The 18505-nt window shown below is 33.1% G+C and carries 11 protein-coding genes and 1 pseudogene; 4 read left to right on the top strand and 8 right to left on the bottom strand.

Going from position 1 to position 18505, the window contains the following annotated elements; all coding sequences use genetic code 11:
• Complete coding sequence (gene lpdA, locus CLAVI_RS00915) at nt 1–1401, bottom strand: dihydrolipoyl dehydrogenase (RefSeq protein WP_194843703.1); 1401 nt, start codon at nt 1399–1401, stop codon at nt 1–3.
• Nucleotides 1402–1639: 238 nt separating this feature from the next.
• Here lpdA and CLAVI_RS00910 point away from each other — a divergent pair, with 238 nt between their 5' ends.
• A complete protein-coding gene (locus CLAVI_RS00910) occupies nt 1640–2146 on the top strand; it encodes a hypothetical protein (protein WP_194843702.1) in 507 nt (168 codons plus the stop codon).
• On the opposite strand, the gene CLAVI_RS00905 is transcribed toward CLAVI_RS00910, so the two are convergent.
• From CLAVI_RS00905 to mnmE, 3 genes are all read right to left on the bottom strand, one after another.
• The gene (locus CLAVI_RS00905) at nt 2089–5769 is read right to left on the bottom strand and encodes a DEAD/DEAH box helicase (RefSeq protein WP_194843701.1); all 3681 of its coding nucleotides are present in this window, start codon (nt 5767–5769) and stop codon (nt 2089–2091) included. The two genes, CLAVI_RS00910 and CLAVI_RS00905, sit on opposite strands and share 58 nt — an antisense overlap.
• A 457-nt stretch (nt 5770–6226) precedes the next feature.
• Nucleotides 6227–6841, bottom strand: a complete 615-nt coding sequence (locus CLAVI_RS00900; RefSeq protein WP_194843700.1) for an endonuclease III domain-containing protein — start codon at nt 6839–6841, stop codon at nt 6227–6229.
• Entirely contained in the window at nt 6842–8218 is a 1377-nt protein-coding gene (gene mnmE / locus CLAVI_RS00895) for a tRNA uridine-5-carboxymethylaminomethyl(34) synthesis GTPase MnmE (RefSeq protein ID WP_194843699.1), read from the bottom strand. It abuts the gene before it with no gap.
• A 103-nt stretch (nt 8219–8321) separates the two neighbouring features.
• Between mnmE and CLAVI_RS00890 the strand changes: the two genes are divergently transcribed.
• From CLAVI_RS00890 to secA, 3 genes and pseudogenes are all read left to right on the top strand, one after another.
• Nucleotides 8322–9242 carry a phosphatidylserine decarboxylase gene (locus tag CLAVI_RS00890; RefSeq protein WP_228547626.1) on the top strand — a complete coding sequence of 307 codons (921 nt, stop codon included), beginning with the start codon at nt 8322–8324 and terminating at the stop codon, nt 9240–9242.
• A gap of 70 nt (nt 9243–9312) precedes the next feature.
• On the top strand, nt 9313–10617 hold the full coding sequence (locus CLAVI_RS00885) for a tetratricopeptide repeat protein (protein WP_194843697.1): 1305 nt from the start codon (nt 9313–9315) through the stop codon (nt 10615–10617).
• Between the two features lie 150 nt (nt 10618–10767).
• Nucleotides 10768–13554: pseudogene (secA, locus tag CLAVI_RS00880) on the top strand (preprotein translocase subunit SecA); the annotation flags it as partial.
• A gap of 213 nt (nt 13555–13767) precedes the next feature.
• On the opposite strand, the gene CLAVI_RS00875 reads toward secA, so the two are convergent.
• From CLAVI_RS00875 to clpX, 4 genes are all read right to left on the bottom strand, one after another.
• Entirely contained in the window at nt 13768–14349 is a 582-nt protein-coding gene (locus CLAVI_RS00875; protein WP_194843696.1) for a hypothetical protein, read from the bottom strand.
• A 93-nt stretch (nt 14350–14442) separates the two neighbouring features.
• Complete coding sequence (gene der / locus CLAVI_RS00870) at nt 14443–15864, bottom strand: ribosome biogenesis GTPase Der (protein ID WP_194843695.1); 1422 nt, start codon at nt 15862–15864, stop codon at nt 14443–14445.
• A 120-nt stretch (nt 15865–15984) separates the two neighbouring features.
• Nucleotides 15985–17202 (bottom strand): CCA tRNA nucleotidyltransferase, encoded by a 1218-nt coding sequence (locus CLAVI_RS00865; protein ID WP_194843694.1) that lies wholly within the window; start codon nt 17200–17202, stop codon nt 15985–15987.
• A 21-nt stretch (nt 17203–17223) separates the two neighbouring features.
• Nucleotides 17224–18501: an ATP-dependent Clp protease ATP-binding subunit ClpX gene (clpX, locus tag CLAVI_RS00860; RefSeq protein WP_194843693.1), complete on the bottom strand. Its 1278-nt coding sequence runs from the start codon at nt 18499–18501 to the stop codon at nt 17224–17226.
• Nucleotides 18502–18505: the final 4 nt, after the last annotated feature.

Below are 18505 nucleotides of genomic sequence, written 5' to 3'. Positions count from 1 at the left end.
CTACTTACTAGGCGTTGGAAGAGCGTGAACACCTTTTCCTGCAGCTATTAAACAAACTTCTACCCATGCTTCGCTTAAAGTTGGATGTGGGTGAATGGTATCATAGATGCAAGGAAGAGTTAGTTCGTTGTATACAGCGACAGCAATTTCTCCAATAAGGTTAGATGCTTGCATGCCAATAGCCTGCCCACCTAAGATTCTTTCAGATCCTATTTCCCATACAATTTCTACAAATCCATTGTTATCATCAAAAAGAGCTCGGGATTTTCCTAATGCACTAAAATGGAATGTGGCTGTTTTAGCAACGAATCCTGCAGCTACAGCTTCTTCTTCAGTGTAACCAACAGAAGCAATTTCAGGGTTAGTGAAGAATACGACAGGAGTTGCATGTCCTTGAGAGGCAGAAGGTTTTCCAGCGATATGGTCAGCAGCAATTAAACCTTGATGAGAAGCTGTATGAGCAAGCAGCCATTGTCCTGTAATGTCACCCACTGCGTAAATATTAGGAATATTTGTTTGCATAGTTGCAGATACGGGGATTGCTTTTTGAGGAGTTGTTATAACGCCAACATCCTCAAGACCAATATCTTCAGTGTTGAAGCGGCGACCAGCAGCGCTAAGAGCAAGCTCACTAGTTAATTCTGTTCCATCATCAAGAGTAACAGTTATATGCGAAACATCTTCTTTAACAGAAACAATACGAGTACTTGTAAATATAGATATATTTTCTTTTTTAAAAGCAGCTTCGAGATTAGTAGATATGGATATAGAAGCAGCGGCAAGCAAGCGCTCCCTCATTTCAATTATGGTAACTTTTACTCCTAATGTTGCGTAAAGAGAAGCGATCTCACAACCAATAACTCCACCACCAATAATAATGAGGCTTTCTGGAAGAACCGTTAGTTCAAGAAGTTCAGTTGAGCTGATTAATCGTGGTCCAAAAGGCATGCCAGGTAAAGCTAATGGCTCTGATCCAGTTGCTAATATGATAGATTTAGCGAATAGATTACACTCATCTTGACCTATGATTGCAATTTCTGTTGAAGAGATTAATTTTCCACGGCCTTTTAATAAAGTAATACGATTTTGTTTAATAAGACCTTCAAGACCTGCTCGAGTTTGAGATACTACACGATTTTTATGTGCATTCATGGCAGAGTAATCTATAGAAATACCTTCCACTTTAATACCAAGGGCACCTGCTTTACGTACTTTTCTTAATATATCAGCTCCAGCAATAAGTGCTTTTGAAGGTATACATCCACGATTTAAACATGTTCCACCAGGAAAAGTGTCTTCTATAAGGACTGTTTTTAAGTTATGATGGGCGGCTCGGATGGCAGCAACATATCCACCAGGTCCACTGCCAATGACAGCGCAATCAAATAATTTTTTTTCCATAAAACAAACCTAACATTAAAAAATTCATAAGCTAAACAGCAGAGATCACTAAGTAGTCACAGTGCTACATTACAGGAAAACAAGATATTTTTCCTTGCTATTTTTTCCTTGAGATCTCTGATTCTATCGTTGTAAGATGCGAATGATCTAAAGGTTTATTGAAAATTTCTAAAGCAAGAGCTTTAGGGTGGTTAAGCTTAATCAAATTAGATAGATGCAATAAAAGGTGGTTCTTTTGGTGAATAAAACAAACGAAAAGCAGCTATGTTGGAATTGTGATGGGTACGTTTCTATACTGCTATCTTCTTGTCCATATTGTGGAGTTTTTTTGAAAGACCCTTCAATGATTGATGATGATGCACCTATTTTTGGACCAAATGATGTGAGATTAGCTGAAGAGAAAGGGTTTCTTTTTCCTAAAAGCGCTCCTTTATTCCAGTCTTTAGAGCAAAAAAAAGCGTTTAAAAAAAACATCATAGAATCAGATACAGAAGAAATTCAAAAAATACAAAAAGAAAGTTTATTATCAAAAGGGTTATCTGTAGCTCTTATTTTTATAGGAGCTGGGTTTTTTGTATTTTCTATTTTTATGCTGCTATTTTCCCATGAACATGAGTTAGTTTTGCGATGGAATGTACATGCTTTGTGGTATTATGTACCACTGAGCGCAGCTATGCTTTATTTAGGCTATAGGTTATATGGAGAAAAAGAAGAAGATGGTCCATCTTCAGATAATTCTTTATAAGAAAGTATTTCTAATAAATCTTCTCGTTTTAATGTACGAAGTAAATGTTGGTCTTGTTGGGGGATTACAGTACGGATAAGAGCTTCTTTGGAAGAAATAATTTTATCAATTTTTTCTTCTAATGTATTTTTTGTAATTAATTTATAAATCATTACTGGTTCTGTTTGGCCAATACGATGAACTCGATCAATAGCTTGATTTTCTTTTGAAGGATTCCACCAACGATCATACATAATGACAGTACTGCCAGCTGTTAGGTCAATTCCAACACCAGCAGCTAAAAGAGAAGCAACAAAAACTCGACAGCTTGGTCGCTCTTGAAAAGCTTTGATTTGTTGAGAACGATCTACTGTGCTTCCACGAATATGAGCGAATTCAATATTTTTTTCATGCAGATAATTTTTGATAATATTGAGCATGAGAAGGTATTGAGAAAATATAACGACTTTGGAGTTATTAGCTAAAGCCTCTTCTAAAATAGTTGTAAATAATTCCCATTTTCCAGATGCGTGATTTTTATAGTTGTCAGGAGTTTTTTTATAAACAGCTGGATGATTACAAATCTGTTTTAAATGGTTAATTACTGTAAATATATGAATATATTCTACTTTTTTATCCAAATTTTGAAGATGTTCAACAAGATTTTGTTCTTTGCGTAATAAATTAAAATAAAGTTCATTTTGTTCAGGAGAAAGTTCACAGAACATTTTCATTTCAGTTTTTGCAGGTAAGTCAGGAAGAACGTCTTTTTTAGTTCTACGCAAAATAAAAGGCGCAATAAACTTATTTAATTGAGCCATGCTTTCTGAGTTATGTTTCTTCTCAATAGGATGAACAAATAATTGTTTATAAAGCGAAGAAGGAGGCATATATCCAGGTAAGATAATATCAAATAATGCTTTTAATTCATGAAGATTATTTTCAATAGGTGTTCCAGTGAGTCCTAACCTCATTTTAGCAGTAATATTTTTAAGTTGTTTGTGAAGCTTACTATCAGCATTTTTTGCCATTTGAATTTCATCAAATACAACAACTTCAAATTCACTAGGTTTAAAAATAGCAGCGTGCCGACGAAATGTTCCATAAGAAGTAAGAATAATTCCCTTTTTAGGCAAAGATTCTAATTTTTTATCTTTGTGGAATAAGTAACGATCTAAATGTGGAAGATAAGTAGTTAAGCGATCTTCCCAATGCCCTAAAACTCCTGTAGGAGCAATGACCAAAAATAATATATCTTTTGTAACAGTAGTAGAGACTGTTCCAATTAAGGCAATGGCTTGATGGGTTTTTCCTAGACCCATTTCATCACAGAGTAATCCTGATAGATTATTATGATATAAAAACCATAGCCAAAGGAGCCCATTATTTTGATAAGGACGTAATGGGTGGTTTTTATCAAAGCTTGCAGGAGGACGAGGAACACAAAACTCTTTTAATTGGACTAAAAGCTCTTCGGATAAGGAATCTCCTACTTCAAAGGCAGGTTTAATAGGAGCTATAGCATCTAATTTTAGGTACTCAATGACAGATAAAGCGACTGTATTTTCAGAATGTAAATCTGGGTGTAAAGAAAGGAGGCTTAGAAAATGAAAAAAATCATTATGCGAATTAAGATACCCTGCAGGAGAAAAAACAGAAAAAGTTTTTTGATGTAACGATTGAATTAATGATTTAAATGGAACCCTTCCTAGCTCTGAACATAGATCTATAATGGCAATTAATGAACCAGAATTATTACGCGTAAGCCTTTTAATCTCAAACCAGATAGAAGAAGGTACTCGAAGCTCAATAGGATGATCTTTAATAAATGGTTTTAGGTGTTGAATTTCCGATATTAGAAAAGGTTTTACTTTGTCAGCTTCTATTCTATAAGGAGTGCGATATCTTTCTGGAAGGTTCATTCCAGCAGGGATAGGGGCAAATCCTTGATTATTTAGATATATATATTTGCCAAAAAATAATATTGCGCTGGATTCAAATTCAGAAGTTAATGAAAAGTGTGGAGTAATAAGCAGGGCCTGATCACGCTGAGGCTTTATGTGAAGATAAACTTCTTTTAAAATAGGCTGATTAATAAAAAAATGAGGAAACTGTTTTAAAATATCTATATGTGTATCAATAAAAGAACTGATTTTAGTAGAAGGAATTTCAGTTTCTTTAAAAAAATGTTCTGGACGAACATAATTTTTAAAAAATCCTTTGTTTGGTTGATAAACCCAATGACCAAAATGTAAAAATAATTGAGGATTATGACTTAATGTCCGCTCTTGAAAATATAAAGTATGATTTTCTGATAAGAAAAAATCTAAATTTTGAATGGCATCTGCTTCTTCAAAAACTCGAAATCCAGGAATGGTATTAAGTGCATCAGAGTGTTTTTCAATAAAAGCAGCTACTTTTTCTTGCATTACTGTAAAAGCAGTATCTTGGGGAAAAAGACTTTGTGTAAATATAAAACCTCTTTCTTTAATAAAAGCTATTCCAGGAGCAATGATAGTATTATTATTTTCTAAATCATTTGGGGTAAAAAGATAAGGAGAAAAATGCCAGTTGCCTTGAGTGTCAAAGACAGCAGTATAAGAAATAGAAGCAGTACATATAGGAATGAAGGGTTCAATGTTTCTTTGATATTTTTTTAATGTCTCTAACAGTTCTTCTTTTGCGATATGCTCATGCTCTGGTGGGATTTTATAAAATCCTTTTCCAGAAAGGTAAGACCATTTGGAATGATTATTAAGTGGGGGGTGTTGATTATAAAGAGGAGAAGGATGATTTATTAAAGAAAGAATTTGATCTTTAGTATTAAAACTAGCAGCAATAATTTCAGGAGAAATCTCTTTAACAATTAAAGACGAGTTCATTAAAGGGATAAAATTTAATAAAGGCTCACACGCACTGATATCTTTAAAACACCAGTGGATCTTTAGTGGATCTTGAGTTGCATGAATTTCAATATTATTAGAGGCAGATTCAGAAACAGTAAATTCAGAAAGATTTGGGGATGGAAGTTCTCGTAAAAAAAACATTTTAGCAAGATCTTGCCAACGAGAAAGGGTGTAAGCTAAAGATTCATCAGTGATGCCATTATGCCAATCTGCTAAACATTGTTCTGAACAAGCACAAAATTTAATGGAATTTTCAGGTGTTTCAGCTTCCTTTGAATCAAGAGAGGTAAGAATTGATAATTGGGAATCATTAAGGTTGGTTAATGAAAATTCCATTAAATCATTCGTGAAAATATAAGAATTAGAAAAAATAGAGGGATGTTGTTGAAAATTATTTAATTTAGCGATGGAATGAAAAATTTGGTTCCAAAAAGATTTTTCAAATATTTCATGCAAAGGAATATTGTTTTCTTGAAAAATTGTAAAATAAGCCATGGCTAAATGTTGGCAGCCACTATCACATGATACGCAACCACAGAATGCATCTTTTAAGTTGCGCTGATTATCAAGTTGAAGAAAACACCAAAATTCTTGCGCATTTGCTTCCACATTTGCTTCGTCTTTACTTTTTATTTTAATTTGATAGGTAGGGCCAGAAAAATCTAAATCTGCTACCAGATAAGATAGGGAAAGAACACAGAAATCATAATCTGTAAGCCAATTAGAGGATAAATTCATAAATGTAAGGAAATAAAGAGGCTTGTTCCAAGTTTAATTTTGTGGTTATTTGTCTGGTTTTTTCAAGGAAAGCAGAAAAACAAACTTCAGTTTAGTCGAAAGTGTTTCATTGATCAATAAATCAATTTTTTTAGGAGCATTTTGCAAAAAATGCAGTGAGGTTAAATTTTGTAAATAGCAGTTATACAAATAATTTAAAAGCTTAAAGATATTCATAATGTACTATAAAAACAGGTTTTTACGTAGGCAAAGTTTTTGATCTTATACAAAATATTGATCATAGAAAGCATTATTACAGATATTTACATCACATTTTAATAAAGAAAAGCAAAAAGATACAAGAAAAGGGCAGAATTGATCAAAAAAATCATGATTAAGAAATTTTTTATAAAAAAGTAAATTTGAAAGCGGCTGATCAACCAATGCAAGCTGACAACTTTATTAAAAATAAACATTCTTATAATTGCTTGCAAATAGGGCATTTTAAGGGATTATGAAAACGTGCAGGACAAAATTTACGGGCAAAATAAATAAATTGTAAATGTAACTTGATCCAATGTCTTTTAGGAAATAAAAGGCATAAATCAGCAGACACTGCCGAAGGAGTTTTTTTTTCAGAAAGTGTCCATCGATGAGCTAGCCTTAGAATATGCGTATCTACAGGAAATGCTGGAATTTGAAATGCTTGGGCTCTGACCACTTCAGCTGTTTTTTGTCCAACGCCTGGAAGGCTGGTGAGTTCCTTTAGTGAAGAAGGCACTTTACTTTGATAAATAGTAGCCAAATCTACAGATAGAGCATGAATAAAAAAAGATTTTCTTTCTGATAAACCACAGGGACGAATGATATCTTGAATGGAACTTTGGGAAAGAGAGGCCATTTTTTCAGGAGTATTAGCAATAGCAAATAAGGCAGGAGTAACTTTATTGGTCGTTGCATCAGTAGAATGACCAGAAAGAAGGACAGCTATTAATAGTGTGTAAGGATCTTGATGTTGTAGGGGAATAGGAGGGTAGGGGAAAAATTTATCAAGCGTTTGGGAAATAAATTTTATTTTTTGCTTGAAGCGCATTTATTTGCCTATGCAAAAACGACTAAAAATTTCAGAAAGAATAGTTTCTGTAACATCTGTACCAATAATTTTTCCTGTTTCAGCTAAGGCACAACGTAAGTCAGCAGCAGTAATTTCAAAAGCGCCATGATTAATTTCTTTATAAGCTTTTTCTAAATGAATAAGAGCATCTGTAAGGGCTAAGAAATGGCGATGAGAAACTAAGCAAGCTGTATGGTTTTGGTGTTGATGAAGGGCAATATTTACAAAATTGGCGATCTCTTGCTTAAGACCACTAAGCCCATTTTTAGTCAACGTAGACGTAGAAAGTTGTTTTCCAGTCCAAGATTGAGCAGGGTTTGTTGTAGGTGTATCTAATAAATCAGATTTATTCATTAGTAATAAAGTTTTTTTCTGATCTAAAGAATGAAAAAGTATTTTTTCAGAATTTGTTAATTCTTGTTGAGATGCATCAACAACCCAAAGAATAATATCAGCTTCTTGTTCCACTTGTTTTGATCGTTGGATACCTTCTTCTTCAATGGGATCCCTTATTTCTCTTATGCCAGCAGTATCAGTTAATTTTAATAAACGCCCTTCTAAAAGAAATTCTTCTTCAATAGTATCTCTAGTTGTCCCAGCTATTGGAGTAACAATAGCACGGTTTTTTTCCAGTAAAGTGTTCATGAGTGAAGATTTCCCAACATTAGGGGCGCCAATAATCCCAACTATAAAGCCTTGTGAAATTTTCCGAGTGGTATCAAAGGTTCCTAATAACTCTTTTATGGATGTAATAATTTCATTTAATTGATTTTTAGCATCTTTTAGAGCATGAAAATCAATGTCATCTTCAGGAAAATCTAAAAATGCTTCAGATATCACTAAAATAGATGTAATGTTCTTTTGAAAAAATAGAATTTTTTTTGAAAGAGAGCCTTCTAATTGGCGATGCGCAAATTTTGCAGCGAGAGAATTTTTTGCGCAAACGAGTTGTTGAACTGCTTCTGCTTGAGATAAATCCATTTTTCCATTTATAAATGCACGGAAAGTAAATTCTCCTGGGCTTGCTTGACGAACGCCTAGCTTAAATAAATGATTTAAAATATTATGAGAAGTAAAGTGTCCTCCATGACATTGAATTTCTACAATATCTTCTCCTGTATAGGAATTAGGGTTTTTCATTACTAAAAGTAGGCCAGAGTCAATAACAGAGCCATCCTCTAGTAGAATTTTGCCAAAATTTACAGTATGAGAAGGGAAAGAAGAGACCATTCCAGAAAATACTTTTTCTGCTATATTAATGGAATTAGGACCAGAAATACGTACTATTGCAACTCCCCCCTCTCCTGGAGCAGTGGCAAGAGCAGCAATAGTATCCTGAAGAGAAAACAAGGCCATAAAGAAAAAATTTACAAAAAAAAGCGTTGTTTATTTCAGATGACTATATCTTGTTACAATGAAAATTTCAATCTTCTTCTTTTGCATAATAGTAGGAGATAGTGTGTCAAAAAAATTTTATCCAGTATATTACATAGATAGGTTGTCTGGAGAGTTAAGAATAGAAAAAATTTATTCAGAACGATCTATGCGTTTTTGTTATGGCCAAAAGTGGTCTACAAATCTAGTGGCTGTTTTAGCTGGCGTTAGTTGGCGATGGCTGTGTTCATTATATGGCACTTGGCAAAAGCTTCCATTTACTAGATATAAAATTGCATCATTTGTCAAAAAGTATGACATTAATGTAAATGAAAGTACTTTATTGCCAAGTCAATATAAATCTTTTAATCATTTTTTCACGCGAAAATTAAAAAAGAGCCAACGTCCAATTGCTCCAGGAGGAGCAGATCTTTTTGTAGCACCTGTTGATGGGCGATTTTTAGTTTACCCAGATGGAAGTCAGATGGATGATTTGCTAATAAAGGGCAGAAAATTTTCTCTTAAAAATTTTTTAGGAGATGAAAAATTAGCAGAAGAGTTTTCAGATGGAAGTATTTTAGTCGCGCGTCTTGCTCCAGTGGATTATCATCGATTTCACTTTATGTGTGATTGCATTCCAGAAAAATCTTATCTAATTCAAGGAGATCTTCATTCAATTCACCCCTGGGCTATTAAAAATTATTTTGAAGTGTTCACAATGAATAAACGAGCCATTACAGTGCTTAATAATGAAGTGTGTGGAAAAGTGCTGTTTATTGAAGTAGGTGCTTTGAATGTAGGGTCTATTAAACAAACCTACAAACCAGGGCAATTTTATTCTAAAGGAGAAGAAAAAGGATACTTTTCTTTTGGAGGGTCAACTGTAGTAGCTTTGTTTAAAAAAAACACTATTTTTTTTGATAAAGATCTTGTAGAGAATTCATTGAAAAAAATAGAAACACTATGTTTCATGGGCCAATCATTAGGAAAGGTTATTTCTAAGTAATTAAGCTCGATTTTAAAGACATATTTTGATATGTCAGGATATGCTAGGTTATTTGTATTGACGTTGTGTCATGTTGGTCCTGTCTTTTTCGTTTATTGGATTATTTTTTGGACTTGTTGTCTGTTTAGGACTCAAGTTTCGATCCCGTATGTTGCATCTTTCTAAGATACCCATATTGCGATCTTCAGATGATTTATTAAAAGATGTTGGTTATTTTTTCTCTTTAGAGCAATGGGAAAAAGCAGAACATGCTCTTAAAAAATTATCTAAAGATCGTCGTTATTACCGCCAAACTTTATTATTTTTTTCCTATCTGTATAGACATACTAATCGATTTGCAGCAGCCTTAAATATTGTTCATGAAGGCATTGAGTTGTTTCCTGATGAAAAACGATTTTCTCTTGAAAAAGCTTTAGCATCTTTATCTTTTGGTAATACAGAAGAAGCCCTTTCTTCATTTGAAAGAGCTTTTTCTTTAATTTGGGAAGAAGGAGATAGATTAAGTTATGCAAAAGCTTTACTATTTTCAGGGCAATTTCATAAAAGTTTATCAATTTTACAGCCGTTATCAAAAATTTTACCATCATCTGAAGTATGGGAACTATTAGGGCAGGTATTATTTGAGCTTCAAGATTGGGCCCAATCTTTTATTATGTATGAAAAAGCTTTAGACAGTGGAAAAGAAAAAGGGCAAATCTTAGAAAAATTGGGACATTTATCTAGAAAATTAGGAAATGTTGATCAAGCAACCCATTTTTTTAAAATGTTATTACAGAAAAAAACTGGATCCATGGCAGCAGGATTATTTGGGTTAGGTTTATGTGCAGAAGACAAGGGTCATTACCATAAGGCATTTTTAATTTATCAAGCTTCTTTGTCCAAAGGAGCCTTTTCTCCTTTTATTTTAAAGCATGCAGGACTATGCGCTTTAAGGGAAGGAGCCTTCTTTCTTGCTGAAGAATACTTATCTTCAGTATTAAATTTACAAACACAAAGTGCTAGAGACCCTAATGTAATGTTATATTATGGACTAGCTTGTGAATATCAAAAAAAATGGCAAAAAGCAGAAACAATTTATTTAAAATTGTTAGCAGAGTATAAAAATTATACTGCTGCATATAAAGCTTTAGCACGACTTTTTTCTAAAGGATTATCAAGATTTTTGTCTCCAGAGGAAGGATTAAAGATGGCGCAAATAATTATGGAAATAGAAAAAAGTGATGCTGCATTAGATATTTTTAATGCCTGTCAACAACGGATATTTTCTGATAAAAGAGACGCTATTAGAAACAATAGACCACCTATATCTTGGAAAGGAACGAGACGAAGGCGTATTTTTGGAGAGGCATCAGTGGATCAAACCTTGGCTGCCTAGGTTACTATCTTGTATATTCATGTATGAGAAATGGTCTTTAAGAAGATTTTTTTTTTTGATTTGTATAAACTTTGACTTTTTCAATTAGGACACTTTTTTCTCTGCTGAGTGGGTACAGAAAAAATGTTTTTGCAATTTGCGTGCATGCTCATGTTTGGTTTAATAAAAAAATGTTTTGGTTCTTCTCAAGATCGTGTTTTACGACGGTTTAGAAAAATTGTAGAAAAGGTTTCACATTGGGAAAAAACATATGTTTTTTTCAGTGAAAAAGATTTACAAAATAAAACTTGTGAATTGAAAGAAAGATACATCCAGGGAGAAACGTTAGATATGCTACTTCCAGAAGCGTATGGGCTAGTAAAACAAGCTTGTCGTCTTATGGTTGGCAGAGAAATAGCTGTTTCTGGATATGATCAAAAATGGGATATGATCCCTTATGATGTACAGGTTTTAGGAGCTATAGCTATGCATAAGGGCTATATCTCAGAAATGCAAACAGGAGAAGGAAAGACATTAACAGCTTCTATGCCACTATATCTTAATGCACTTTCTGGACAATCTGTCCATTTAGTTACTGTAAATGATTATTTAGCACAAAGAGATTCTGAATGGGTGGGTGCTGTTTTAAAATTATTAGGGCTATCTTTAGGAGTTTTAACTCAAGATATTCCTTTGGCTAATAGAAAAGAAATTTATCAAAGAGATGTAGTCTATGGGACTGCTTCAGAATTTGGATTTGACTATCTTCGGGATAATGCAATGGCAACATCTAAAGATGAGCAAGTTCAACGAGGTTTTAATTTTGCTATAATTGATGAAATAGATTCAGTTTTGATTGATGAAGCAAGGACGCCTTTAATTATTTCAGGGCCATCAACTAAAAGCTCACAAATGTATGATGTATTAAAGGAGGATGTAGCACAGTTAGTACGCTCTCAAAGAGAGCTTTGTACATCTATGGCAGAGAAAGCCAAAAATACAATAATGATGTTTTGGGATTTAGAGATACTCCCTAAAGATAAAAAATCTTTAGAAAAGCTTAATGAGGCTACACAAAAATTATGGCTTATTAGTAAAGGAATGCCATTGAATCCTATAGTACGTCAAGCTCGGGAGAATCCAGATATAAGAGTCCTTATTGATAAGTGGGATCTTTATTATCATAATGACCAAAACAAAGAAGAAAAGACTCGTATTTTATCTGTTTTATTTTTTGTATTGGATGAAAAAGGGAATGAATTTGAACTTACTGATAAAGGTATTCAGGAATGGAGTCGTTTACAAGAAGGATCAGTTGATGATTTTATAATGCTTGATTTAGGGGAAGCCTATTTTCATATCGATGAAGATAGTTCATTATCTTTACAAGATAAGACCCAAAAAAAATTAGAAGTAAATGAAGAAGACATAAAGCGCAAAGAAAGAGCTCATAATTTACATCAATTGTTAAGGGCACATCTTCTTATGGAGAAAGATGTGGATTATATTATTGAGCATGGAAAAATCATTATTATTGATGAACATACAGGACGACCTCAGCCAGGACGTCGTTTTAGTGATGGATTACATCAGGCTATTGAAGCTAAAGAATGCTTAAAAGTACAAAAAGAAACACAGACATACGCAACAGTCACTCTGCAAAATTATTTTCGCTTATATACTAAATTGGCAGGGATGACAGGAACAGCTATTACAGAATCGTCTGAATTTAAAGAAATTTATAAATTACATGTTTTACAAATTCCAACATATAAAATGTGTCGTCGTATTGATTCTAATGATGAATTTTACATGACAGAAAGGGAAAAGTACCAAGCAATTTTAAAAGAGATAGAAGACGTGCACCGTAAAGGGCGTCCTATTTTAGTTGGAACAGAATCTGTAGAAATTTCTGAAAAGCTTTCTCGAATTTTGAAGAGATCTAATATTCCACATGCAGTTTTAAATGCTAAAAATCATGCTCAAGAAGCTGAAATTATTGCTCAAGCAGGTGCTAAAGGTGCTGTCACAGTTGCTACAAATATGGCTGGTCGTGGTACTGATATTAAGTTGCAAGAAGGTACTGCTGTATTAGGTGGGTTGTACGTTATAGGGACAACAAGGAATCAATCAAGAAGAATTGATAGGCAATTACGTGGTCGATGTGCTCGATTGGGTGATCCAGGTAGTGCTAAATTCTTTCTTTCATTTGAAGACCAATTAATGAGGCTCTTTGCTTCACCTAAGATGAATGCATTGATTCGTCGTTTTAGGCCACCTGAAGGAGCAGCTATTTCTGATAGAATGTTAAATAGGTTGATAGAAACAGCTCAAAAAAGAGTAGAAGGACGGAATTACACAATTAGAAAACATACACTAGAATATGATGATGTAATGAGTCATCAAAGAAAATCAATGTATGAGTTCAGGAATGAAATACTAGCTTCAAAGAACCTTGTAGAAAAAGCCTGTGATATTTTAGGACAAACTTGTGTAGATATTGTGGAAGACAGTGTTGATAAATCAAAATCTCATTTAGGCAATGCTCTTTTTGAAGAAAATTTTATGGCTATATTTCCCTTAAGTATTGAAGTGAGTAGTGTAGATTTTTCTACTCCAAGTTTATTGATCAAAAAATCTTCTCAAGCAGTAATAGATTTTTTTACTGAAAAGTACGAAGCCACAGCTTCAGACTTACTCAAGGTACAAGCAGAAGTCTCAGTATTAGACGTGTATAATGATATATTATGCTCATTGTTTGTTACCCATATTGATGGACTATGGCAAGCGCACTTAGAGTATATGGATTTATTGAGAACAGAGGTTAATCTTCGGACCATTGGGCAAAAAGATCCATTGGTTGAATTTAAGAAAGAAGGATTCTTATTATTTAATCTTTTAGCTAAAAACTTAAGAAAAGAGATTTCTAAAAGTTTGATTCGCTTGAATATTGGTATAGAAGGCCAAAATAATGCACATCAATCCCCATCTTTATTATCTTCTCGAGGAACTTCCTTTGGAGGCACTCTTGATTATAATTTACATCCTCAGTAAATGGAAAAAAATATTTTTGTAAAAATTAAATATTGATAAAAAAAAGATTCATACCATACGTATATCTTATGCATACGTTTAGTATGAATCTTGGTTCAGATTAAATTTGTGTTATAATCACACAAAACGATTCCAAATATCCCATGTAGTATCAGTATAGTGACGTACCCAGAATGAAGATCTAGAATCTGCTACTAAAAATTGCAAACAATGATCCTCAGTTACTGGCACACAGAAAAGTAAGCTATTTTCACTAGAAGAAAAGCCTTCTGGGTGATTTTCAAATTTTTCTACACCAGTAAGATCAAAAAGATTTGTTTCTAAAAGAGTATTTAGATCTAAATTTTCTTGTTCTGTTGGTTTATCACTTTTAATGGCATACCACGATGTCCATTCTTCTGTTTCAATACGTGCAAATACAGCATTGCTTGCAGCTAGATAAAATTGACGTACATGTGTTTCAAGAATATCTTTACCTAAAACAAGCAACATATCACCAGCAGGATTACCTTCTTCAGTGTAAATCCCAGTGGTGACATATTCATCTAAAGTAGTTTCTTCACTAGTTTGAGTACTATCAGTAGTGCTGTCATTATCAAGAATATCTATTTCTTCAATCGTTGATTCTGATGCTGTATCAGCAAGAGTTGTTTCTTCAATGATTTGTTCTGCATCTTCACTATTTGTATCAAGACTCATAACATCCTCCCATGGTCTTTTAAATGGTTTCAATTAATACAGTACTTAATAGCAATAGATGGCTTTTATTAAAAATAAAATATTACAAAAGCATTAACTTTTTTTATTTTGCTTAGGTTTTTCTTTTATTTTTAAAACAAAAGGGATGCCATAATAGTTATACTTTTCTCTAATAACTCTTTTTAAATATTTCTCATAATCCTTTGTAAGTAAAGATGCTGAATTAACAAAAAGGTTAAATTGAACTGGCGAATAGTTACGTGTTTGAGTAGCAAAATAGATGCGTAATCTACGATGATTAATAAAAGGAGGATAATGAGTACAAACAGCTTCTTCTAATAGTTTATTAAAGCCATGTGTAGGTATTTTATGATGAACTTTTTGATGTAATGCATAAACAGCAGGAAAAATTTTATGTAAATTTTTATGATGTTTAGCTGAAACAAAGACTGTAGGTGCATGTGATAAGAAACTATTGAATCCACGAAGGTCTTGAAGGTAGTGCTCCATGCGAGTACCTTCATTAAGATCCCATTTATTAATGATAATAAGTGAAGGTTTGCCTCTTTTCTCAATGATATTTAAAATAGTTTTTTCAAATTCAGAAAGCCCTTTTGTTGTATCAAGAACTAGTAAGCAAATATCTGCTCGAGAAATAGCTTTTTCAGAACGTACAATAGAAATATGATCAGCAGGGCTTTTTAAAACATTTTTTCTCCGTATGCCAGCAGTATCAATAAGCGTGAAAGCAATATCATCAAAAATAAATGGAACATCTAAATTATCACGTGTGGTACCAGGTATATTTGTTGCTAAACAGCGTTCTTCGCCAATAAGGGCATTGATTAATGTAGATTTACCTACATTTGGGCTACCAATTAAAGCCACTTTAATAGGCGCCGATGGAGTAGTTGAGGAATTGTCTTCAAGAGTTTCCACATCTTCAGCATCTATTAAAAATTCATTTTCTGAGTCATCATTAAGAAGAGGGTCTTCTACAGCAACAGTAGAAGGATTACGAAGAGCTATCATTTGCTCAAGAGTATCTAGTAGATTATCAGTTCCAAGACCATGTGCTGCTGAAATGGGAATGACATGTTCAAAGCCTAAACCATAAAATTCACATGATCGGTTAGCGTGATGAATAGATTCAGCTTTATTGGCAGCAACAATTACAGGTTTGTCAGTTTGAAGTAATTCTTTGGCGATTTCTTGATCTTGTACTGTAATTCCACATCTAATATCAGTAACAAAAATCAAAGCATCAGCTTCTTTAACAGCTTGCCTAATTTGATATATAATACCATCTTTAAAGGGATCTGTACCAAAACGATCCATACCACCAGTATCTATTAATTTTAATTGAGTAGTAGCTCTACAGCGTAGATCTCCATAAAGACGATCTCTAGTTGTGCCTTCTTCTTCAGAAACTATAGCAAGTGAGCAGCGGCAGAGACGATTAAATAAAGAAGATTTACCAACATTTGGGCGTCCTACAATGGCTATATGTAACATGCAATTCCAATTATTCTATTATTTTTAAGAAAAGATCATAAATATGAATAAGATAAATAAAAAGAAATTAATTAGAATTAAGGGTTATAGCAACCTTAGTCAATAAAAATAAAAACAATATCAAAAATCGTTTTTTAAAAGAGTTAATATTTGTATTTTGTCACAAGTATTTAATTGTATTGCAATTTTTTCACTTTTTCTTAGTAAATTACCCATTTTTTTTCCTGGTAGGACTCCTTTTTTTATTAAATCATCAGAAGATAAAGGAAATTTTTTTTCTGCAGCACGTAAAATATGAGGTTTATAATGAATTTGATAATCATTAATTTTTTGTAAAAATTGCTCTTTTTCTTCAAGGCTAGATAGGAGTAAAAGGTGAAGTTCAATAACATGTTTTACTCCAGGTTTACAGAAAAAATGAATGCTTTCTACAGATGGAGTTAATGGAAAAAGAATACAAAGAGATTCATTCCATAATAATGCTAAATCATGATCTTTTTTTGATACTTTAAGATCTAATAAAGCAACAGGCCAAATATTTGCAGAAAAAATCTTAAATAAAGGGGCCAAAAAAATGGGTAAAGGTAAATATTTAACACATTTTTTTAAATAATGAGCTTCTTTTTTAAAATGAAAAAAAGAAATATTTTTAAATACAGGAAAAATTTGTTGTAAAAGACCTGATGCATACATCAGCATTAGAAAACGATATTTATAAGGAGATTGTTCTAATTTAGTAAATTCTTGATGAACCCGTTCTTTGGAAACAGAAGGGTATAAGAAGGAATGTTCATGTAAAATGGCTTTATTCGTTTCTTTATCAATTTTAAAATTTAAAGTAGCGGCAAATCTGCATGCTCTTACCATTCGTAAGCGGTCTTCAGCAAAGCGTAATACAGGTTGACCAACAGTACGAATTAATTTTTTTTTAATATCTGTGAGACCTTGCACATGATCAATGATTGTATTATCAAAAGGGTTATAGAACAGTGCATTGATAGTAAAATCTCTACGTAAACTATCAGTGATAATAGACCCCATTTTTATTGAGGTAGGATGACGTCCATCTTCATATGTGCCATCTTCTCTAAAAGAAGAAACATCAAAAGAAAAGTTATTGATTATAACAACAACAATACCAAACGCAGCACCAATTAAGAGAGTTTTTGGAAATAATTTGATAATCTCTTCAACAGAAGCATCTGTAGCAATATCAATATCTATAGAGGGGATATGTAAGAGCATATCTCGGACATATCCTCCTACAAAAAATGCTTTAAAACCATGTTGAGCTAACACATGGATAACTTCTTTGGCAGAAGCAATTTTGTTGGTCATAGGGGACCTATATCAATATTGCTACTGAGCACCTGAACGAATAACAATAGGAGGAGTATTGTGTAAAACAGTACTTTCTTCAATGCGGATCTCAGTGATTGAACTATCAGAAGGAACATCAAACATTAAATCCCTTAAAAGATTTTCTAGAATCATTCGTAAAGCACGCGCGCCAGTTTTAGTTTCTTTTGCTTTTTGGGCAATAGCAAATAATGCAGGTTCTTCAACAATAAGAGAGACATTTTCTTCAGCAAAAAGTTCTGTATATTGTTTTACAACTGCATTTTTTGGTTTTGTAAGAATATCTACTAAATTATCTAAAGAAAGTTCATTACAGCTAACAATACAGTTAAATCGACCAGTAAATTCTGGAATCATTCCAAAAGTAACAAGATCTTCAGTAGAAACTTCAGATAAAAGCCAACTTTTATCATCCAAAAAAACAATATCATTATTTTGTTTATTTTTATCCGCTTCTCCAGAAAACCCAATAGAACTTCTTCCAAGGCGTTTAGCAATAATTTTATCTAAATGAACAAAAGCACCACCAACAATAAATAGGATATTTTCAGTGCTTACGCGAATATATTCTTGATGAGGATGTTTTCGTCCTCCTTTAGGAGGAACGCTTGCTGTTGTTCCTTCAATAATTTTTAATAAGGCTTGTTGAACTCCTTCTCCTGAAACATCTCTTGTAATAGAAACATTTGCAGTAGTGCGACCAATTTTATCTATTTCATCGATATAGATAATGCCACGTTCTGCTAAAGCAACGTCATAGTCAGCAGCTTGAAGAAGGCGAAGAATAATATTTTCTACATCTTCTCCAACATAGCCAGCTTCTGTTAATGTAGTTGCATCAGCAATAGTAAAAGGAACATCTAAAATTTTTGCTAAAGTTTTAGCTATTAGAGTTTTTCCTGATCCAGTTGGTCCTAGCAAAAGTACATTAGATTTAGAGTAAGACACTTCTTTATTAGCTTTGAGTGCTCTAATACGTTTGTAATGATTATAGACAGCTACAGCAATAGTTTTTTTTGCTTTATCTTGTCCAACAACAAATTCATCAATATGTTCTTTGAGTTCAGCAGGTTTAAATACAGTCAGCTCTTTTGATTCAGGTGTATTAGGCGCTACCTCAGGAGGTAAAACCACTGGTTTATCCAAAATACCAGCACATAATTGAATACAGCCATCACAGATATAAACATCAGAAGGACCAGAGACAAGTTTTTCTACTTCTTTTTCTGTTTTACCACAAAAAGAACAAGTAGCTATTTCATTATTTTTTTTGCTCATATGT

Origin of the sequence: Candidatus Clavichlamydia salmonicola, from assembly GCF_015356765.1 — a bacterium.
GTDB classification, from domain to species: domain Bacteria; phylum Chlamydiota; class Chlamydiia; order Chlamydiales; family Chlamydiaceae; genus Clavichlamydia; species Clavichlamydia salmonicola.
This window is presented reverse-complemented; position numbering and strand designations above follow the sequence as displayed.